Origin of the sequence: Pseudarthrobacter sp. C4D7, from assembly GCF_013359725.1 — a bacterium.
GTDB lineage: Bacteria > Actinomycetota > Actinomycetes > Actinomycetales > Micrococcaceae > Arthrobacter.
The window spans coordinates 41,783-61,792 of the sequence record NZ_JABFMW010000020.1 but is presented as its reverse complement, the minus strand read 5'-3'; the positions used below and the strand labels follow the sequence as shown (position 1 = coordinate 61,792).

19 protein-coding genes and 1 tRNA gene are annotated in these 20,010 nt (G+C 63.9%); 6 read left to right on the top strand and 14 right to left on the bottom strand.

Annotated features, from left to right (window positions below; all coding sequences use genetic code 11):
- Nucleotides 1–20 precede the first annotated feature (20 nt).
- From pafA to HNO81_RS14185, 9 genes are all read right to left on the bottom strand, one after another.
- Nucleotides 21–1,385, bottom strand: a complete 1,365-nt coding sequence (gene pafA / locus HNO81_RS14225) for a Pup--protein ligase (RefSeq protein WP_175318757.1) — start codon at nucleotides 1,383–1,385, stop codon at nucleotides 21–23.
- Nucleotides 1,386–1,394: 9 nt separating this feature from the next.
- Nucleotides 1,395–2,105: a proteasome subunit alpha gene (gene prcA, locus HNO81_RS14220; protein ID WP_175318756.1), complete on the bottom strand. Its 711-nt coding sequence runs from the start codon at nucleotides 2,103–2,105 to the stop codon at nucleotides 1,395–1,397.
- 1 nt (nucleotide 2,106) lies between these two features.
- Entirely contained in the window at nucleotides 2,107–2,928 is an 822-nt protein-coding gene (prcB, locus tag HNO81_RS14215; protein WP_175318755.1) for a proteasome subunit beta, read from the bottom strand.
- Between the two features lie 80 nt (nucleotides 2,929–3,008).
- Complete coding sequence (locus HNO81_RS14210; RefSeq protein WP_175318754.1) at nucleotides 3,009–3,212, bottom strand: ubiquitin-like protein Pup; 204 nt, start codon at nucleotides 3,210–3,212, stop codon at nucleotides 3,009–3,011.
- 84 nt (nucleotides 3,213–3,296) lie between these two features.
- On the bottom strand, nucleotides 3,297–4,916 hold the full coding sequence (gene dop / locus HNO81_RS14205) for a depupylase/deamidase Dop (RefSeq protein WP_175318774.1): 1,620 nt from the start codon (nucleotides 4,914–4,916) through the stop codon (nucleotides 3,297–3,299).
- A gap of 50 nt (nucleotides 4,917–4,966) precedes the next feature.
- The gene (gene arc / locus HNO81_RS14200; RefSeq protein ID WP_175318753.1) at nucleotides 4,967–6,718 is read right to left on the bottom strand and encodes a proteasome ATPase; all 1,752 of its coding nucleotides are present in this window, start codon (nucleotides 6,716–6,718) and stop codon (nucleotides 4,967–4,969) included.
- Nucleotides 6,719–6,800: 82 nt separating this feature from the next.
- The gene (locus HNO81_RS14195; RefSeq protein WP_175318752.1) at nucleotides 6,801–7,865 is read right to left on the bottom strand and encodes a tRNA (adenine-N1)-methyltransferase; all 1,065 of its coding nucleotides are present in this window, start codon (nucleotides 7,863–7,865) and stop codon (nucleotides 6,801–6,803) included.
- A gap of 96 nt (nucleotides 7,866–7,961) precedes the next feature.
- Entirely contained in the window at nucleotides 7,962–9,140 is a 1,179-nt protein-coding gene (locus HNO81_RS14190) for a site-2 protease family protein (RefSeq protein ID WP_175318751.1), read from the bottom strand.
- The gene (locus tag HNO81_RS14185) at nucleotides 9,133–9,804 is read right to left on the bottom strand and encodes an HAD-IA family hydrolase (RefSeq protein ID WP_254703489.1); all 672 of its coding nucleotides are present in this window, start codon (nucleotides 9,802–9,804) and stop codon (nucleotides 9,133–9,135) included. The genes HNO81_RS14190 and HNO81_RS14185 overlap by 8 nt, the downstream gene beginning before the upstream one ends.
- Before the next feature lie 199 nt (nucleotides 9,805–10,003).
- On the opposite strand from HNO81_RS14185, the gene HNO81_RS14180 reads away from it, so the two are divergent.
- Nucleotides 10,004–10,909: a PAC2 family protein gene (locus HNO81_RS14180; protein WP_175318749.1), complete on the top strand. Its 906-nt coding sequence runs from the start codon at nucleotides 10,004–10,006 to the stop codon at nucleotides 10,907–10,909.
- Nucleotides 10,910–11,004: 95 nt separating this feature from the next.
- Here HNO81_RS14180 and mshC read toward each other — a convergent pair whose 3' ends face one another.
- Nucleotides 11,005–12,282: a cysteine--1-D-myo-inosityl 2-amino-2-deoxy-alpha-D-glucopyranoside ligase gene (gene mshC, locus HNO81_RS14175; RefSeq protein ID WP_175318748.1), complete on the bottom strand. Its 1,278-nt coding sequence runs from the start codon at nucleotides 12,280–12,282 to the stop codon at nucleotides 11,005–11,007.
- A 15-nt stretch (nucleotides 12,283–12,297) separates the two neighbouring features.
- The gene (locus HNO81_RS14170) at nucleotides 12,298–13,131 is read right to left on the bottom strand and encodes an undecaprenyl-diphosphate phosphatase (RefSeq protein ID WP_175318747.1); all 834 of its coding nucleotides are present in this window, start codon (nucleotides 13,129–13,131) and stop codon (nucleotides 12,298–12,300) included.
- A 51-nt stretch (nucleotides 13,132–13,182) separates the two neighbouring features.
- On the opposite strand from HNO81_RS14170, the gene HNO81_RS14165 reads away from it, so the two are divergent.
- A complete protein-coding gene (locus tag HNO81_RS14165) occupies nucleotides 13,183–14,118 on the top strand; it encodes an aldo/keto reductase (protein WP_175318746.1) in 936 nt (311 codons plus the stop codon).
- Nucleotides 14,119–14,162: 44 nt separating this feature from the next.
- Here HNO81_RS14165 and HNO81_RS14160 read toward each other — a convergent pair whose 3' ends face one another.
- Nucleotides 14,163–14,426, bottom strand: coding sequence for a hypothetical protein (locus tag HNO81_RS14160; protein ID WP_175318745.1), 264 nt, complete (start codon nucleotides 14,424–14,426; stop codon nucleotides 14,163–14,165).
- Between the two features lie 40 nt (nucleotides 14,427–14,466).
- Here HNO81_RS14160 and HNO81_RS14155 point away from each other — a divergent pair, with 40 nt between their 5' ends.
- Nucleotides 14,467–14,700, top strand: a complete 234-nt coding sequence (locus HNO81_RS14155) for a DUF5703 family protein (protein WP_018771130.1) — start codon at nucleotides 14,467–14,469, stop codon at nucleotides 14,698–14,700.
- A 22-nt stretch (nucleotides 14,701–14,722) separates the two neighbouring features.
- Here HNO81_RS14155 and HNO81_RS14150 read toward each other — a convergent pair whose 3' ends face one another.
- Both HNO81_RS14150 and HNO81_RS14145 read right to left on the bottom strand, forming a co-directional pair.
- The gene (locus HNO81_RS14150; RefSeq protein ID WP_175318744.1) at nucleotides 14,723–15,883 is read right to left on the bottom strand and encodes an acyl-CoA dehydrogenase family protein; all 1,161 of its coding nucleotides are present in this window, start codon (nucleotides 15,881–15,883) and stop codon (nucleotides 14,723–14,725) included.
- 12 nt (nucleotides 15,884–15,895) lie between these two features.
- The gene (locus HNO81_RS14145; RefSeq protein ID WP_175318743.1) at nucleotides 15,896–17,200 is read right to left on the bottom strand and encodes a M20/M25/M40 family metallo-hydrolase; all 1,305 of its coding nucleotides are present in this window, start codon (nucleotides 17,198–17,200) and stop codon (nucleotides 15,896–15,898) included.
- Nucleotides 17,201–17,371: 171 nt separating this feature from the next.
- Between HNO81_RS14145 and HNO81_RS14140 the strand changes: the two genes are divergently transcribed.
- From HNO81_RS14140 to HNO81_RS20455, 3 genes are all read left to right on the top strand, one after another.
- Nucleotides 17,372–17,454, top strand: a tRNA-Leu gene (locus tag HNO81_RS14140).
- Between the two features lie 900 nt (nucleotides 17,455–18,354).
- Nucleotides 18,355–18,846, top strand: coding sequence for a hypothetical protein (locus tag HNO81_RS14135; RefSeq protein ID WP_175318742.1), 492 nt, complete (start codon nucleotides 18,355–18,357; stop codon nucleotides 18,844–18,846).
- A 184-nt stretch (nucleotides 18,847–19,030) separates the two neighbouring features.
- Nucleotides 19,031–19,831, top strand: coding sequence for a helix-turn-helix transcriptional regulator (locus HNO81_RS20455; RefSeq protein ID WP_217509438.1), 801 nt, complete (start codon nucleotides 19,031–19,033; stop codon nucleotides 19,829–19,831).
- The last annotated feature ends 179 nt before the right edge of the window (nucleotides 19,832–20,010 follow it).

Sequence of the window (20,010 nt, the reverse complement as noted above, 5' to 3'; positions counted from 1 at the left end):
ATAGACCCTGAAGCTGGACGTCAGCCCATAGAATCCAGCAGCGCATCGACGCGCTCGTCCACACTGCGGAAGGGATCCTTGCACAGTATTGTCTGGTGGGCGCGGTCGTTGAGTTTGAGGTGCACCCAGTCCACGGTGTAGTCGCGGCCCAGCTCCTGTGCCCGCCGGACAAAGTCGCCGCGTAGCTTGGCACGGGTGGTTTGCGGCGGGGCGTCAACAGCGCCCTTGATGACGGTGTCGTCGACAATCCGCCGCACCGCCCCCCGGGCCTGCAGCAGGTAATAGAGCCCACGGGTGCGGGAAATGTCGTGGTACGTCAGGTCGAGCTGGGCGATCCGCGGCGCCTCCAGGCCCAGGCCATGGCGTGCCCGGTAGTTGTCCATCAGCTTCTTCTTGATGGCCCAGTCGATCTCCGTGTCGATCCCCCGCGAATCACCGGATTCAATCGCGTGGAGCGTGCGCTCCCACAGATCGAGGATCAGCGGAACGTGCGGGTTGTGGGCGCCATGCTCCTGGACGAAGGCGGTGACCTTGGTCAGGTACTCCTGCTGGATTTCGAGTGCGGTGAGCTGCCGCCCGTTGGCCAGGCGGACTAGGGCCCTCCCGCTGAGGTCGTGGGAGATCTCCCGGATGCTGCGGATGGGGTTCTCCATCCGCATGTCCCGCATGATTACTCCGGCCTCAATCATGCGCAGGACCAGGTCCACGGTGCCCACCTTCATCAGCGCGGTGGCCTCGGACATGTTCGAGTCCCCCACAATGACGTGCAGCCGCCGGTAGAACTCTGCGTCAGCATGCGGCTCGTCCCGCGTGTTGATGATGGGCCGGGAGCGGGTGGTTGCTGAGGAGACGCCCTCCCAGATGTGGTCGGCCCGCTGGGAGAAAGCATAAGTGGCCCCGTGGGGGGTCTTCAGGATCTTTCCAGCCCCTGCAATCAACTGCCGCGTGACCAGGAACGGAATGAGTATCTCTGCGAGGCGGGAAAACTCCCCCCGCCGCGGAATCAGGTAGTTCTCATGGCTGCCGTAGGAGTTGCCCGCTGAATCGGTGTTGTTTTTAAACAGGTACACCGTCCCGTTGAAGCCTTCAGCGGCCAGGCGCGCCTGTGCCTCGTCCACGAGGTCATCGAGGATGAGCTCGCCGGCCCGGTCGTGGGCGATGAGCTGGGCAAGGTCGTCACACTCTGCGGTGGCGTACTCAGGGTGGGAGCCGACGTCGAGGTACAGCCTGGAACCGTTGGTGAGGAACACATTCGAGGATCGGCCCCAGCTGACCACCTTGCGGAACAGATACCGGGCCACCTCCTCCGGGGCAAGCGGCCTTGAGTCGGGGCTCGAGTAGGAGATTCCGAACTCGGTTTCGATGCCGAAGATTCTCTTGTCCATGTGGTCCTCCTAGGCCAGCAGTGCTGTGATGTCCGCGTCGTTCAGCCTGCGGAACGCACGCCGGGTGCCGCGGGAGGTTTCGGAACCCCGGTCCAGGACGGCCACTTCCAATGCACTCGGCGGCAAGGCTGCGGCAGGCTGCTCCCCCTCCTGGACGGGTGTGAGGCCCTTGAGCGCGAGCCGGACGGCGTCGGCGAAGCCCAGCGAGGCCTGCCAACCGGCTTCAATGGCGGAGGACACTTTCTCAGCCTGTCCACCCATGACCACAAAGCTGTGCTCGTCCGCAATGGAGCCGTCGAAGGTCAGCCGGTAAAGATGGTCCTGGGCCTGTGTGGGTCCCACCTCGGCCACGGCCAGTTCAACCTCGAACGGTTTCTGCTCAGCGGTGAAGACAGCACCCAGGCTTTGGGCGTAGACACTGGCCAGGCCCCGGGCGGTCACGTCCTCGCGGTCGTAGGAGTATCCGCGGACGTCTGCATAGCGGACCCCGGCCTGGCGAAGGCTCTCGAATTCGTTGTATTTACCGACTGCTGCGAAAGCGATCTTGTCGTAGATTTCACCGATCTTGTGCAGGGACGGCGAAGGGTTTTCGGCCACCAGGGCGATCCCGTCGGCGCAGCTGATAACCACCACCGAGCGGCCGCGGGCGATGCCCTTCCGCGCAAAATCCGCGCGGTCCTTCATCAGCTGTTCCGGCGACACATAGAACTGCTGGGTCATCTCAGGCCTCCCGTCCGGCGATGGTGCGCGCTTCGATCACAGCGCGTGACGCAGCGGCGAGTTCGGCCTCGGGCACTCGGCGGGCACCTGTCCTGTCCACGGTGTAGACCACCGGCCACAACTGGCGGACCGTGTCCGGGCCGCCCGTGGCTGAATCGTCGTCGGCCGCGTCATAGAGCGATTCCACCGCAACGGAGAGGGCCTGCTCGGCCGTGAGGTTGGGCCGCCACAGCTTCTTCAGCGCGCCGCGTGCGAACACTGAGCCGGACCCGACAGTGTGGTGCTCGTGCTCCTCATACCTTCCGCCGGTGACGTCGTAGGAAAAGAGCCGGCCGATCCCTGCGCTGATGTCGAAGCCGGCGAAAAGTGGGACCACCGCGAGGCCCTGAAGGGCCAGGGGGAGGTTGCCCCTGATCATGGCGCCCAGCCGGTTTGCCTTGCCTTCGAGGCTGAGCTGTGTTCCTTCGATTTTTTCGTAGTGCTCAAGTTCAACCTGGAACAGCCGGGTCAGGTCGATTGCTATGCCGGCTGTTCCGGCAATGCCAAGCACGGAGAAATGGTCAGCCGGGAAAACCTTCTCAATGTGCCTGCTGGCAATCACGTTTCCCATGGTGGCGCGTCGGTCGCCTGCCATCAGGACACCGCCGCCGTAGCTCATGGCAACGATCGTGGTGGCGTGGGGAACCTGGACCGGGGCTGCCGTCGACGCCACGCCCTGAAGGGAGCGGCTGAAGGGAAGCAGTTCTGGCCGGTCCCGCTGAAGGTGCTCGGTAAAGGACGAGGTGGCGTTGGCGGCTACCTGGTTGGCGGTTGATTCCTGCACTCATCACTCCTTGAACGTGGTACTTCAACGTCGGTACAGATCCCGGCCGTCCGCGGCTTCCGCCTGCTCCCGGGTCCGGGTTACTGGCCGCCCTTTTGGACAAATGCCCGGACGAACTCCTCGGCGTTGGATTCCAGGACACCGTCGATCTCGTCGAGAAGGTCATCCACGCCTTCAGTCGAGGCCGATGCCTGTGCCTCGGGCGGTGCCGGGGGTGCCTCGGGGATGTCTTCGTCGACCTGGTTGTCCCGTGACTGCGGCTGCTGCTGCTCCTGGCCTGCCATTGGTTTCCCTCCTTGTTTCGTCGGTGGATCCGGCGGATCCTCCGATATGCCCATCCTGCCACGGGACCGGCGTTCCGGCGCGGTTTATGCCGCAGGCGGAGTGCTGTTGTGTCCCAGCAGTTCACCAAGGAACGGTCCCGCGTCCCGGTGGCGCTCGAACAACGCTCCTGTCAGGGCTTTCGTTCCCCTCAAGGGCTCCCTGGTAGGCACGCGCTGAAGCCTGCCGTAGCCGGGCACATCGAAGATGACAGAGTCCCAGCTGGCTCCCACCACATCCTTGCCGAAGCTGCTGATGCACTTTCCGCGGAAGAACGCCCTGGTGTCGGCCGGAGGCTCCGCGACCGCGGCGGCGATGGCGGCATCGTCAACCACGCGCTGCATCCGGTTTCTCGACAACAGCCGGTAGTAGAGGCCCTTCTCGGGCCTGATGTCAGCCCACTGGAGGTCCACCAGACCCAGCCGGGCATCGCTCCACTCCAGTCCGTCCCGCTGGCGGTAGCCGTCCAGCAGGGAAAGTTTGGCCAGCCACTCCACTGAGGTGGCGGCAGCTGCCCTGTCGCTGTCGAGCTGGGTGAGGACCGACGCCCACCGCTCCAGGACGTCGTGGGTGTGTCCGTCACCGTCCACCGCGTCACCCACCCCGGTGTCCTGGGCGAGCTTCGCAGCGGCCTCGTGATACATCCATTGAAGGTCCAGGGCCGTAACGCGCCTGCCATCCAGCAGCCGCACTCTGGCTGTCAGCGAGGTATCGTGGCTCACCGCCTTCAGGGCCGCGACGGGCTCGTACACCTCGATTTTGGGGGCCAGGCCGGCCTCGATGAGGCTGAGAACCATGGCCGTCGTGCCGAATTTGAGGTAGTTGGAAACCTGGCTGAGGTTGGCGTCCCCGATGATCACGTGCAGGCGCCGGTACTTGTCAGCCGTGGCGTGGGGCTCATCCCGGGTGTTGATGATGGGGCGTCGGATGGTGGTTTCCAGGCCCACTTCGGCTTCAAAGAAGTCGGCCCGCTGGCTGATTTGGAAGCCGGGCGTGGAACTGTCCTGGCCGATCCCCAGCCGGCCGGCCCCACACACCACCTGCCGGCTCACGAAGAACGGGGTCAGCCCCCGCACAATGTCGCCAAACGGCACGGACCTGGGCATCAGGTAGTTCTCGTGCGAGCCGTACGAAACGGACTTGTTGTCCGTGTTGTTCTTGTAGAGGTTGACCGGCGGCAGCGCCGGATCCGCGGCCAGCCTCCGCACGGACGCAAGACCAACCAGGTCGCCGGCAGCGTCCCAGGCCACGGCGTCACGGGGATTGGTGACCTCAGGGCTTGAATACTCGGGATGGGCGTGGTCCACGTAGAGCCGGGCTCCATTGCCGAGGACCATGTTCATCAGCAGGGTCCCGGATTCGTCCTGTCCGTCGAGTTCGAGCTCTTCGCGGCCGTAAGCCAGGGCCACCGATTCAGCGTCGAGCACAGGCGGCTGGTCGGTCAGCTGGGAGGGATGTGCGGCTCCCCTGTCCACGGTCCATCCCCGCGCATCGTGGAGCGGCTCCTCATCCGTATAGTCCCATCGGGTCTCAGCCCCGCCGGCCGCCCGCTGGCGGGTGACCTGCGCGTAGGCCTGGACCACGCGGGCACTCATCATGGTGGCGTTGGCGGATGGGGCGGACGGAGCGTGGATGCCGTATTCCGTTTCGGCCCCCATCACCCGCATGGCCCCGCCGGCGGGAAGTGCTTCCCCGCCGGCGGATCCTTGTGCACCCGTCACAGATACTGTCCCGTGGTCGGCATGGTTTCAATGGACTTGCCGGGTTCCTGGCCGGCTTTGCCCTGCACAATGGTGCGGATATAGGTGATGCGTTCACCCTTCTTGCCCGAGATGCGGGCCCAATCATCAGGATTGGTGGTGTTGGGCATGTCTTCGTGCTCACGGAATTCGTCCACCACGGCGCGCAGCAGGTGCTCGATGCGGAGCCCCTTCTGCTGCGACGTCAGAAGGTCCTTGATCGCGTACTTCTTGGCCCGGTCCACCACGTTCTGCACCACGGCGCCGGAGTTGAAGTCCTTGAAGTACAGCATTTCGGTGTCACCGTTGGCGTAGGTGACTTCCAGGAACTCGTTGGACTTGTCCGTTGAGTACATGGCTTCAACGGTGCGCTGGACCATCGCGTCAACGGTGGCCTGGATGTCACCGTTGTGTTCGGCGAGGTCGGATTCGTGGAAGGGCAGGTCCGGCGTGATGTATTTGTTGAAGATATCGGCCGCGGCTTCCGCGTCAGGCCGCTGGATCTTGACCTTCACATCCAGCCTGCCGGGACGCAGGATGGCGGGGTCGATCATGTCTTCGCGGTTGGAGGCGCCGATGACGATCACGTTGTCCAGCCGCTCGACGCCGTCGATCTCGCTGAGGAGCTGGGGCACAATGGTGGTTTCGACGTCGGAGGAGATGCCGGTGCCGCGGGTGCGGAACAGCGAGTCCATTTCGTCGAAGAACACGACGACGGGGCTGCCGTCAGAGGCTTTCTCGCGGGCCCGGGCGAAGATCAGGCGGATGTGCCGCTCCGTTTCACCGACGTATTTGTCCAGGAGCTCGGGTCCCTTGATGTTCAGGAAGTAGCTCTTCAGGTCCACGTTCCCGGAGCGCTCGGCGGCGCGGGCAGCCAGGGAGTTGGCAACAGCCTTGGCGATGAGGGTCTTGCCGCAGCCGGGAGGGCCGTAGAGGAGGATGCCCTTGGGTGCCTTGAGGCCGTGCTCCCGGTACAGGTCCGGATGCAGGAACGGCAGCTCCACGGCGTCGCGGATCTGTTCGATTTGGGGTCCCAGGCCGCCAATGTCCTCGTAAGTGATGTCCGGAACTTCTTCCAGGACCAGGTTCTCCACCTCTGAACGGGGAACCTTTTCCAGCGCGTAGCCGGTCCGCGAGTCCACTGAGAGGGCGTCCCCTACCCTGAGTTTTTCGGACAGGAGGGCACCGGAGAGCCGCACCACGCGTTCCTCGTCTGCGCGGCCGACCACCAGGGCACGGTCACGTCCCAGCATTTCCTTCAGGGTGGCGAGCTCACCGGCCCGTTCGTAGCCCAATCCCGCCACGATCAGGAGCGCCTCGTTGAGCAGCACTTCCTGGCCCACGGCCAACTGGTTGATGTTCACCAGCGGACTGATGCCCACGCGCATCTTCCGGCCGGCGTTGAAGATGTCCACCGATTCCTCGGTGGCGGCCTGGCCGCTGCTGCCCGGAGCAGGCTGCCTTTTGGGGTTGATCTGGAGGATGGTGCCGAAGCTGTAGGGCGGCTGGCCTTCCTGGTCCAGGGCATTTTTCAGCCGGAGGATTTCCGCCTTCGCGGTTTCCAGCATGCTGACCAGCTTGGTGTTGTTCTGCGTTGCCGCAGCCAACTGGCGGTCGATGTGCCTGAGCTTGTCCCGAAGTATGTTGACCTGGCGGTCAGCAACCGAGAGGTCGTTGGCGGCAGACTGCTCTGCCGGTGTACGTCCGGAGTCCTGGTTTGGTGTCTCCATGATGTATCAGCCCCTTCCTGCGCTTCTCTTAAGACATTAGTCCCAAGAGGGCTGGTAGGGATGGAGACTCCCGAAATGTGGACTACTTCGTAACCTCGGGGTTTTCCACAACATTGGTCCCCGCGATGGCGTCGCGGGCTGCGCGCCGGAGCTTCTTGTCCGACACGGCGCGCTCCCCCACTGCGCCAGGGGTCCAGGCGTTGACGTCTTCTTCGTTGAACTCCGTCTTGGACGGGCGGCGCTTGACCGAGATGCCGGTGACGCCGTCCGCAAGCCGCCGGGTGACCAGCAGGAACCCGGTGTGGGCCACCATGCGGTGGTCCGGCCGTACGGCTAGTCCTTCCAGGTGCCACCCGCGGACCATCGACTCCCAGGCATCAGGTTCGGTGAAGCGGCCGTCCGCCCGGATAGCTTCCGCGGTGCGTGAAAGCTGGGTGACCGTGGCAACGTAGTTAATCCAGACGCCGCCGGGAGCCAGGACGGTGGCAACGGCATCGAGGCATTCCCAAGGTGCGAGCATGTCCAGGACCACGCGGTCCACGGAGCCTGGCTCCTCGGCCTTGACCACTTCCTCCTGGAAGTCGCCCAGGGAAATCTGCCAGGCGGGGTGCGGTCCGCCAAAGATGGTTTCAACGTTGCCGCGGGCGATGTCGGCGAACTCCTCGCGCCGCTCAAACGAGTGCAGGTAGCCGTTGTCCCCTACCGCGCGGAGCAGGGAGATGGAGAGTGCGCCTGAGCCCACGCCGGCTTCCACGACGCGTGCCCCGGGGAAAATGTCCGCCATGGTGACGATCTGGCCGGCATCTTTGGGATACACGACGGCGGCGCCGCGCGGCATGGACAGCACGAAGTCGGACAGAAGGGGCCGGAGGGTCTGGTACTGCTGGCCCACGTTGTTCACCACCACCGAGCCGTCGGCCTTGCCGATGATTTCGTCGTGGTTCAGGAAGCCGCGGTGGGTGTGGAAGGCGCCCCCGCGTTCCAGCGTAACGGTGTTCATACGGCCACGTTCGTCGGTCAACTGGACACGTTCGCCCTCACGGAAAGGGCCGCGGCGACGGGCAGCGCCCACCGGCTGCGAGCCGCTGGCGTCAGCACCGGCTTGCGCTGCTCCGTTGGCGTCGTTGACGGCAGTTTCGCTGCTCATGATTCTTCCTTACTCCTGTAATACCTGTTGCGCCGCGGCCTTCTGGCCCCCGGGGACACAGTGGCTTCCGCGGCAATGCACGACCGGCAGGTAACTCTACCGGTTCTGGCCCTGCGGGCGCCTATCGTTGCGCTGGCGCTTGCCGGTGATGGCTGAGAGGACGGCCTCCTGGGTCAACAGGCCGGTGACTGTTCCGTTGTGGTCAACCACCGCGTAGTGCCGCCCCTCCACCTGGGACAGGAACTGGAGCAACTCCTGTCCTTTGGACCACTCCGGAACATAGGCTCCGGAGGCCAGCGGGAATGAGATGGCGGTAACGGGTGTGGTGTCTGCGGAAGCACCTGGTACGGAGGCCAGGGCCCGGGGGTCGACCACGCCCTGCGGCCGGCCGTCCGGGCCGCAAACCACCACTGACTTTGTGCCCGCCGCGCCGAGGCGGAGCGCGTCCCCGACCGTGCCGGTGGAAGGGACCCCGGCCGCCGGCGTGGCCAGTGCTGCGGCGCTGACGAGTGGAAGCCGGCCCCGGAGTGTGCCCTGCTGGATGGAGGCCGAGGCTCCCATCCACAGGAAACCACCCACCAGGATGGTGATCATGAGGAGGCTGAAATCCGGCTGGTCACCGGCGAGGAAGGGCCGCAGGAGGAACCAGTAGGCAATGGCGAGGACGATGATCCGCCCGCCCCATCCCGCCGCGACGGTTCCTTTCGCCTGGCTGCCGGTGGCTTTCCAGACAATTGATTCAACCAGCCGTCCGCCGTCCAGCGGCAGGCCCGGCAGGACGTTGAAGACGCCGATCAGGAAGTTCGCCCACATGAAGATGTTGGTCAGGATTTCGGCAACGCTCCCCAGGCTGTTGTTTCCCAGGAGCAGCCAGGCGCCGCCGGCCAGGACGAAGTTGGCAGCGGGTCCGGCCAACGCAACGAGCACAGACCGGCCTGGCGAGGCCGTGAAGTTCTCAAACTGGGTGTGGCCGCCCCACAGGTTGAGGACGATCTTCTGGGTGGGCCAACCGTAGATCCTGGCCGTCAACGCGTGGGCGAGTTCGTGGACGAGGACCGAGATGAGGAGCAGAACGGCGTAGGCGAACGCCACGAAGTAGGCGCTGATGCCCAGCCTCGGGTTGTTTGTGGCCAATACCGGCCCGTAGACGATCACCGTGAACGCCGCGATGATGAACCACGAGTAGGCGAGCACTACGGGGACGCCGGCGATGCGCCCCAGCGGGATGCCTTCCCGGCGTGCCGTGTTGCCCTGGGCGGCGGCTGGTTCAGCCACGTGGACCACCTGGGAAACCGGCGGGGGCCGCCGTCGGAAGCAGGGCTGCCAGCTCTCCGATGCTTCGCCCGGAAAGCGTGTCCCAGAGCTCGTAGCTGTGGTGCTCAGGCAGCGGAACGATGTGAGGGACGGCAACGGTGGTGACGCCGGAAGCCACGGCCGCTGCGACGCCCGGTACGGAGTCCTCGAGCGCTACGCAGTGGTGGATCCCCAGGTCCGGGTCGCTCTCCTGCAGGAGTTCGACGGCGGTCAGGTACGCATCCGGATGCGGCTTTCCCTGGGTCACTGTGTCACCCGTGACCAGCACTTCGAAGTATGGCCGCGGAAGGCTGGCCACCACCTCGCGGGCCATCGGGCCTTCGGACATGGTGACCAGTGCGCAGCGGACCCCGGCCAGGTGCAGCTCCTCCAGGAGTTCACGGGCGCCTGGGCGCCACGGCACCTCCTGGCGGACACTGTTGATGACCTGGTCGGTCAGGGTATCGATGATGTCCCGGATTTCCAGTTCGACGCCGGCCTGCTGGAGGAGGCCCGCAGAAAATGTCAGCGACTGGCCCACCAACTGCATGGCCTGGTCGTGGCTCCACGTTCCCCCGTGCGCCTCCACCAACGCGTGCTCAGCCGCGATCCAGTACGGCTCCGTGTCCACGATGGTGCCGTCCATGTCCCAGAGGACGGCTTTGAGCGGGGAACTGGCGGCAGGATTCGGCATAACGCCAGTCTACGGGGCATGGCTGGGCGGAGGCTGTGGGCTACGCCCTTGGCGAATATGGCCGGGCCGGTGCCCGGCTGGACGGCATTTCCGGGGATTTGCGGCGCTTCATTCCCTGCACAGCCCAGCACCTTGGACGTAGGGTGAAGAAATGAATAGCTTCGAGGGTGACACCGCCGAACAGGGTGCCGGACCCGAGCGGGAACGGTTCCTGCAGCCAGTGGCCGACGGACAGCGGGTCACTGTGATGCTTGCCGCTTTTGAAGGCTGGAACGACGCCGGAGAAGCGGCGAGCGATTCGCTGCGGTACCTGAATAAATTGTGGGGCGGCAAGAAAGTGGCATCCATCGATGCCGACGAGTACTACGACTTCCAGTTCACGCGGCCAACGGTGCGCCGGAATGCTGCCGGTGAGCGCAAAATCAAATGGCCGTCCACCCGCATCTATAAGGCCAGTGCGCCCAACTCGAATGTCGATGTCATTTTTGTCCAGGGGACTGAACCGTCCTATAAATGGCGGGCCTACACCGCCGAGCTGCTGGTCCATGCCGAGGCGCTGAACGTTGACTATGTGGTGCTGGTGGGGGCGTTGCTTGCGGATGTTCCGCACAGCCGGCCGATCCCGGTGAGCACGTCCTCTGATGACGCTCCGCTCCGGGAGCGCATGAACCTGGAGGCATCCCAGTACGAAGGACCCGTTGGCATTGTGGGCGTCCTGTCAGAGGTGGCCCTCCTGGCGGGAATCCCCACCGTCTCCCTGTGGGCTGCCGTGCCTCATTATGTGGCCCAGGCGCCCTCCCCCAAGGCCCAGCTCGCCCTCCTGCACCGGATTGAGGAGCTGCTGCAGGTCCCGCTGGATACCCACGAGCTGGCCGAGGAGGCAGACGCATGGGAGCGGGGTGTTGACGAGCTCGCTACCGAGGACCCGGAGATTGCCGCCTATGTCCGGCAGCTGGAGGAGGCCAAGGACACAGCAGACCTTCCCGAGGCCAGCGGTGAGTCCATCGCCCGCGAATTTGAGCGGTACCTGAAGCGGCGGGGCCAGGACCGCCCCTGAGGCTGAGGGCTTAACGCGAAGGGATTAACGCGAAGGGCTTGGCCGGGATGAGTTCCGGCCAGGCCCTTCGCGTGTGTTCGTTAAGTGGGAACCACCTAGAGCCGGACGCCCAGGAGGGCCTCCACCGCGTCTTTGACCAGGACCCTGTCAGCAGGGCTGGCGGCAGCACCGCCGTCGTTCGCCGTCCTTGCCCAGCGCGATACAGCCGCAACCGCTGCAGGCGCATTCAGGTCCGCTGCCAGTGCTTCACGCATCTCTGTCAACAGCGCCGGGGCCGAGCCCTCGGGTGCGTGGCTGAGGGCGGTGCGCCATGCCGCGAGGTCTGCCTTGGCGGCGGCAAAACCTTCGTCCGTCCAGGACCAGTCGGACCGGTAGTGGTGGGCCAGGATGGCCAGCCGGATGGCCGCCGGATCTTCACCGGCTGCGCGGAGCTTGGAAACGAGCACCAGGTTGCCCTTGGATTTGCTCATTTTCTCTCCGTCCAGGCCCACCATGCCTGCGTGGGCGTAGTGCTTGGCCAACGGAACGCCTGCCAGGGAGTACGCGTGGCCGGCCCCCATTTCGTGGTGCGGAAAGATCAGGTCCGATCCACCACCCTGCACGGTGAAGGGCGCCGGAAGGTACTTCTGTGCGATCACGGTGCACTCGATATGCCAGCCGGGCCGTCCGGGCCCCAGGCTTCCACCGGGCCAGCTCGGCTCCCCCTCGCGTGCCACGCGCCACAGCAGCGGGTCCAAGGCCTGCCGCTTTCCTGCGCGACCGGGATCGCCGCCGCGCTCGGCGAAGAGTTCCAGCATGGCGCTTTCGCCAAGGTGGGAAACGGCTCCCAGCGACCAGGCGTCCGCAGCCGTTGACTGCTTGCCGGCCGCTTCGACGTCGTAATAGACATCCCCGTCAGGTTCGCCGTTCGTGCCGGCCACCCGGTACGCCAGCCCCATGCTGACCAGGCGTTCCACTTCAGGAACGATCAGGCTGATGGATTCGACGGCGCCCACGTAGTGGTCCGGCGCCAGGACATTCAGCGCCTCCATGTCGGTCTGGAAGAGTTCCACCTGCTCCGCGGCGAGGTCGCGCCAGTCCACGCCGGTGGCGGTGGCGCGTTCCAGCAGGGGATCGTCCACGTCCGTGACGTTCTGCACGTACGAGACGTCGGTGCCGGCGTCGCGCCAGGCGCGGTTCAGCAGGTCAAAGGCCACGTAGCTGGCCGCATGCCCCATGTGGGTTGCGTCGTAGGGAGTGATGCCGCAGACGTACATGGACGGCCTGGCCTCGGGCTCCAGCGCCACTTCGCGGCCCGCCGCGGTATCGAACAACCGGATGGCGGGCATGTTTCCGGGCAGGGCAGGTACAGGGCGGGAAGTCCAGGATTTCACATGCCAAGCCTAGTCCTAGGCGCTGATGACGCCGAAACCGAGGAGGAGGTACAGGGCGAGACCCAGGAAGATCCGGTACCAGACAAAGAGCCGGTAGCTGCGTGTCGAGACGAACTTCAGGAACCAGCCGATAATGACGTAGCCCACCACCAGGGCGATCACGGTGGCAAGGGCGGTTTCCGGGAGTCCGAACGGCCCCGAGATTCCCTCCTTGGTCACTACCTTGTAGAGCTGGTAAAGGCCGCTGCCAAAAACTGCGGGGATGGCCAGCAGGAAGGAATAGCGTGCGGCCGCCTCACGGGTGTAGCCCATCAGCAGGCCCGCGGTGATGGTCCCGCCGGAGCGGGATACGCCGGGAATGAGAGCCAGGGCCTGCGCCAGCCCGAACAGTATGCCGTGTTTATAGGTCAGGTGGGTCAGGTCCCGCTGTTGGGTGCCGATTGCGTCAGCCACCGCCAGGATGAGGCCGAAGACGATCAGCATGGTGGCCACAATCCACATGCTGCGGAGCACCGACTCGATCTGGTCCTGGAAAAGCAGCCCCAGCACGATGATGGGAAGGCTTCCGAGGATTACCAGCCAGCCCATCCGGGCATCAGGGTCCTGCCGGGACACCCGGCCGGTAAGGGAACCGGCCCATGCCTTGACGATGCGGACGATGTCCCGCCAGAAGAAAATCAGGACGGCAGTCTCGGTGCCAAGCTGGGTGATGGCCGTGAAGGCTGCCCCGGGGTCCTCTGCGTTGGGGAGGAGCTCCCCCACGATCCGCAGATGCGCGCTTGATGAAATCGGTAGAAATTCGGTCAGTCCCTGCACTAGGCCCAGCAGGGCCGCTTCAAACCAGTTCACGCTAAGACCCTACGGCATGGCGGCGGGGCTCCTGCCCGTAAGCTTGCTGCTATGCAGCAGCGTTACGTCGGCAACAGTGGATTGCGAGTCTCAGCCCTTTCCCTTGGCACCCGCTCCTGGGGTGGCGACACTGACGAGCAGGACGCCTCGGAGTTGCTGCGCACGTTTCTCGACGCCGGCGGCCGGCACGTGGACACATCGGCGTCGTATGCGGGCGGCGGCTCGGAGGCAATCCTCGGGTCACTGCTGGGCGATCTGGTGTCCCGTACGGAGATTTCCATCTCCACAAAGGCCGGGATGACGACGCCGGAGGGCCGGCGCGCGGTGGACACGTCACGCAATGCGATGCTCACGGGACTGGACGCCAGCCTTGCCAGGCTCGGCACCGACTACGTGGACCTGTGGTTCGCTGAAGCCTGGGACGGAAATGTTCCGCTCGATGAGACCTTGGCCGCATTGGAGTTCGCCGTCCGCACCGGCAGGGCCAGGTACGCGGGAGTCTCGAACTACAGGGGCTGGCAAACGTCAAAGGCTGCAGCCACCAGCGTTGTCCCCCTGGTGGCTGTCCAGGCTGAGTACTCGTTCCTTAACCGGACGGCAGAAGTTGAGCTGATGCCGGCAGCTGAGGATGCGGGCCTTGGCCTGATGGCGTGGGCTCCGCTGGGCCGCGGGGTTCTCACCGGGAAATACAGGGGCAGCATCCCCACCGGTTCACGGGGAGCGTCGGTGGGCGAAGCTGCGTACGTGGAGCCGTACCTGGCGGAGAAGCCATCTCGGATCGTGGATGCGGTGTGCATGGCTGCCAACGGGCTGGGCCGGACCCCGCAGGATGTCTCGCTGTCCTGGCTGCTGTCACAGCGCGGAGTTGCCTCCGCGGTGGTGGGCGCCCGGACGCCGGTGCAGTTGAAGGAAATCCTCGACGCCCAACTGGCGCCCCTGCCGCCGCAGATTGCACGCGCTCTGGAGGATGTTTCCGCGGTGTCCTAGGCGGTTTCCCTGGACCGTCCGCTGGGGCGGTTCAGGCCACCCTGCTATTCCTCGACGATCTCCAGGTCCTCGTCATCCACGTCGGCTTCTTCGTCCTCGTCATCTTCATCATCAAAGACCTGCAGGGGTGTCACTTCGTTGTACGCCTCGTAGAGGGCGTCCTCGTAGACTTCGAAAGCATCGGCAACTGCGAAAAACGCTGCCTCAACGGAGGGATCACCGTCCCCGCGGCGGTTGGATGCTGCTATAAGGTGTTCTTCCAAAGCGGTGGTCAGGGACGAAAGCGCGACACGCGGATCGATGCTCATGACTTCACGTTAGCCGGAAAAGGACGAAAATGGAGAGCAAATGAAGGAACAATTTCTCACCAGCTCGGTCCAGCGGGAACGGGATTATTTGCGGCAATACGAGTACCTCGTACTGACCGTGAGCCCTGATGATTCCCTGCCGGAGGCGCGGCGCCGGCTCGTTGAACACTCCGAGTACGGCAAGTGGGAGCTGGAACGCAGCAAGCTTTACGTGGGTGGCGGCAGGCGGTTCTGGCTGCGCCGGCGAGTGATGCAGGTCCAACGGACCGTTTGAGTAAGCAGGTCCAACGGACCGTCTAGTTCTCCAGCGGCCCCAGCCACGCATTGGCAACAGTGTTATGGGCTGACTCGTCGTCGGAGGGGTGGAACATTCCGGCCAGCACGTCCCGGTAAAGCCGTTCGAGTTCTGAGCCCCGGAAGTAGCTTGATCCCCCGCTGACCCGGATGGCCAGGTCCACCACCCGGCGCGCGGTCTCAGTGGCGTTGACTTTCAGGCCCACCAGTTTGGGGAACCACTGGGCTCCGTGGTCTGCCAGGGCGTCGACGTCGGCCGTGACGGACGTGAGCTGCGGGTACAGGACGTCCATGGCCATGGCGGCGTCTGCGACTTTCCAGCGGATGTCGGGGTCCTGCGCGTAGCTGCGCCCACCGTTCTTGAAGGACGTTCGCCGCTTCACGTTCTCCACCCCCAGGAACAGGGCGCGCTCGCCGAGGCCTGTGTAGACAGCGGCCAGGAGACTTTCGAAGCAGGCAAAAATCGCAAAGATCAACGGGTCGGCGTTGGGGCCGACCGGCAGCTTGCGGAAGATGCGGTCGGCGGGGGCCGTCGCGCCCTCCAGGACGGTGGTGGCCGACTGGCTGGCCCGCATGCCAAGGGTGTCCCAGTCGTCCAGGATCCGGTAGCCGGGAGTTTCCCGGGTGATGAACCCGTGAACCAACTCCCCGGCACCGTCGCGCGCATCCGGGTCCTTGCCGAAGATGCCCAGGCGGGTCCAGGCCGGCGAGAGGCTGGTGAAGATTTTGGTTCCGGTGAAGGAATAGCCGCCATCCTGGTGCGGCACGGCCATGGTGCGGGAGTCGAAAAGGACCGAATCGTTGCCGGCTTCCGAGTTGCCGAAGGCGAACACCTCACCTTGCGCGGCTTCCTTGAGGACGAAGGCCAGAGAATGGTCTCCACGGGCTGCCAGGACGTGCGCGACGCCGGTCCAGACCAGGTGCATGTTGACGGCCAAAGCAGTGGCAGAGGCGGCCGTTGCCAGCCTGCGCTGGCACCGCGCCGCCGCTTCGAGCCCGAGGCCCTTGCCGCCGTCGGCCGCTGGTACGAAAAGCTTCAGGTAGCCCGCGGCTGCCAAGTCCTCCAGGTCCTCGTGAAAGAAGGCGTTGTCCCGGTCGTATCCTGCGGCGCGGCTGCGGATGCGCTCCAGGAGCGCATCCGGCAACAGTTCCTCTGGGCTCATGGCCGGCTCCTCTCAGTAGTTGGTGAGCAGGGTGTTCAGCACCCGGGCGCCGAACTTGAGGGAGTCCGCCGGGACGCGTTCGTCCACACCGTGGAACATCCCGGTGAAGTCCAGCTCGTCCGGCAGCATGAGGGGCGCAAACCCGTAGCCGGTAATGCCGAGCCGGCTGAGCGACTTGTTGTCCGTGCCGCCGGAGAGCGTGTACGGCAGAACTTTGGCGCCGGGGTCCTCCTTGTGGAGCGCATCGATCATGGAGTCCACCAGGTTGCCGGCAAACGGGACCTCCAGCGAGACGTCGTTGTGGACGTAGCTGACATCCACGCCGCTGCCAGCCAGGTCGCGCACAATTTCGAGGACCTGCTGTTCCTGGCCCGGAAGTGTGCGGCAGTCCACCAGGGCCTCGGCGGACTCCGGGATGACGTTGTGCTTGTAGCCGCCCTTGAGCAGGGTGGGGTTGGTGGTGTTCTGCAGGGTGGCTCCCACGAACCGGGCCACCGTACCCAGCTGGTTGAGCAGGAGGTCGGGATTGTCGGGGTCGAACTCCACGCCGGTGAGTTCGGTCACGCCGTCAAGGAACTGGCGGGTGGTGGGCGTGAGCTCGATGGGCCATTTGTATTCGCCGATCCGGGTGACGGCGGCCGCCAGGCGTGTCACGGCATTGTCGGTGTTGATCTGTGAACCGTGGCCGGCGCGCCCGTGCGCTACGAGCCGGAGCCAGGAGATGCCTTTTTCCGCCGTCTGCAGCAGGTAGGTCCGCTGTCCGCCAATGGTGGCCGAGAAGCCGCCCACCTCGGAAATGGCTTCGGTGGCTCCCTCGAACAACTCAGGCCTGTTATCCACGGCATAACGGGCGCCGTAGACGCCGCCGGCCTCCTCGTCCGCGAAGAACGCAAAGACGATGTCCCGCTTGGGCTTCCTGCCCTCCCTGGCAAAATTCCTCAGCACGGAAAGGATCATGGCGTCCATGTCCTTCATGTCGACGGCGCCGCGACCCCAAATGAGGCCATCCTTCAGTTCAGCGCCGAAGGGGTCCACGGACCACTGGTCCCGGAGCGCTGGAACGACGTCGAGGTGGCCATGGACCACCAGCGCACTGGCCGAGGGGTCCTCCCCCGCCATGCGGGTGACAACGTTCGCGCGGCCGGGCGCTGACTCGAAGATCTCGGCGTCCAGTCCTACTTCCTCGATAAGCCCGGCAACGTACTCTGCCGCCGCCCGCTCGCCCGGCCCCGATCCGTCACCGTAGTTGGAAGTGTCAATCCGGATGAGGTCCTGGCAGATCCGGACAACTTCATCCTCGGGCAGGACATCAGGCATTGGTGGCTCCTTGGTAGGGAATGACTGGGTGGCGTTGGACTCAAACCACTCTCCTCAGCCTACCCATTCGCCCCGATTCGTTGTTCCCGGAAAGTCATGTTAGAGTTTTTCTCGCTGCTTCGGAGAGGCGCGAAACGCTGAAAGGCGGGACGGCTTCCCGAAATACCACCTGCGCGGGTGGCGGAATGGCAGACGCGCTAGCTTGAGGTGCTAGTCCTCGAAAGGGGGTGGGGGTTCAAGTCCCCCTCCGCGCACAATCGGAAGCCCCGGAACATCACTGATGTTCCGGGGCTTTTTTGTGTCACCAACCACGTGGGCTGCTTTCCTAGCGTGCGAACTATGTGCGGGGCCTCAAGCCGGCGAAGGCACATGGCAGTTCGCGTGGCCCGTATCGACGGACACCCCCCCCGCAAAAATGGTTCTATTACCGCGCCAACATACTTGGGCCTCGGCATCACTCAACAGAGTCTTTAGCGCATGCAGACGATCCACCATGGAAGGAGGCAGCTAGCTGATCAGGTGTAAGACTTGAGGAGGCTCGACCAGTGCGTCTGTGGCGTCCATGACTGATCCGGAGCCGACGTTATATTTCTCCTGAGCAGCGCGCTGACACTCCACGATTCGCATACAGAATCGAACCTCATCACGACCGTACACACTCGTTAAGATTTGCGTCGGATCAAGTACTCAAAGCCTGTTGCCCTGTCACTCAGATATGTGGGTCGAAGTTCAGCAGCCCAGAAAAGGACAAGATGCTCGATCGCCTGCGATACGGCGACGAGGTCGTGGATTTTGCAGCTGGACCGTCCGGGGGCAATACCAAAAGCCTATTGGCCCTTCGTGAGACTGCCAGCGCATTCCGGACGGCTGATATCCCCCTGGACCCGGGGTAGCCCTAGGACATAACACGTATCGGCGCTCGTGTCCGTACGTAGAAGTACTTACAGAAACACCTTCTCCATTTTCCTATTCTGGAAACAGCAGGCAGTCGAACCACCCGAAGTTCACGCACGGTCCTGTATTCGCTGACCACGAACCAGCCTATCCGTAGGCCACGCTTCTGGTCCGGTTGCGCGGGGGCGTTCCCGTCACCGCAGATGCACTTCCTTCTTGGAAGTCAACTCTAATCAGCCAGAAATCTTGAAGAGAGCATCATGAGAAGCAAAGCTTTGCCCATTGTGTCCGCCGTCACCTTTATGGCCGCCTCGCTTGTCGTAGCCCAGCCAGTCCAGGCAGCTGACCCAGTTATCCTGGATCCCGGACTGGGTTGCGGCTTCGAACTGCAGATCTACAGCTCTGGAGGCAACCTGCACACTAAGGAGTTCTACGACAGGGAGGGGCACTTGGTCCGGATGATCTCAGCCGGCAAGGGCGTCCTTCTGACCTACACAAACCTGGAGAACGGCAAGTCCATTTCCTTCAATACGAGCGGTTCAGTTTCCAATACGACTCGCAACCCGGACGGCACATACACCGCTAGAGCAAGTGGCCATAACGGGCTGATTTTCTTCCCCTCCGATATGCCGGCAGGCCCGAGTACTACTCAATACACCGGGACAGTTGTCTACAACATTGAAAAAGACGGGACGTGGACATTGGTGAGCACCTCTGGACCGGCAGTGAACGTTTGCGCCGCACTGACCTAGAAATGCAGATCGGAGAGACCCTAGCTGCCCTGCGCAGAGCATGGGCCGCTCCTCTGGACGCGATTAATGCCGCAACCATCTGTCCACTGGCTGGTCTTCGGTGTGGCGAGGACTGCCTACCCAATGTCTGCTTTGGGTAGGCAGTCCAGTGTCCTCGTGACACGTGCTCGCCTAAGATTCACGCGTGGAGCGTAATGATACGCAGTACCGTAAGTGGCTGGAGTTCATTGGAGATGTCCTCCACCAGCCGGCCCGCTCCCCGCACTTCGAGGAGCAACTTCTATCCCTTTTAACTGAGTCATTTTTCGGTGCCTGCTGTACCCGCAACCAGGTGCAACATCACTGGGACAATCGCATCATTAACTGCTGGCCGGCCGGATACATCCCGGAAAAACCGCCTGGAGACTTCGACTTCAGGAATCAGCCCCTCTTGCGCTGGCATGCGGTCACCCGGATAACGGACCCCCAATCCATTGGACGGGTTCCTGCCGCCATTGCCAACGCCGGCATCAAGCGGGAATGGGACGAGCTCGCGCGGCCCTGGAATGTAAACCACCAACTTTCCATTCCGTTGCAGCTTGGGAGTGAAGACCTGCACTCGTACTTGGTCCAACGACCGGACGACTTCAGCGAGCAAGAGTTCGATCTGGCCAGGTTGCTGCAACCAGTGCTCACGGGATTAACTCGGTACCTCGCTCTCGCGCTCATAAGTGCGGCGGCCTCCCGGCAAAATGCAGAGCAGGAATTGACGCTTCGTGAGATGGCAATTTTGACTCTGCTTAGCAAGGGACTCACGGCGGAAAGTCTGGCAAGACGACTGGGCATCTCATCACGCACAGCCGAAAAACACTTGGAACACATCTACCGCAAGTTGGATGTGCGCGATCGCCTTATGGCTGTCCAGCGGGCATATCAGTTCGGATTGCTGGAGCCTCCTGAGGACGCCGTGGGTGGCTGGCACGATTCAATGCGGTTAGAGTCCTGAACCACTGCCCCCAACTGCGTAGCATCCGGTTCATCGAGTCGGCGGCGGGTAGATGGCTTCGGTGAGCATAGACGCGGACCGGTCAGGGCGAACGCGGCCACCTTCAGGGCTGCAACGGACATGTTGGAACCCTGAAGCGGAGCCCTACCAAGGCCGGTAGCGGAGCGCTTCCCACGACT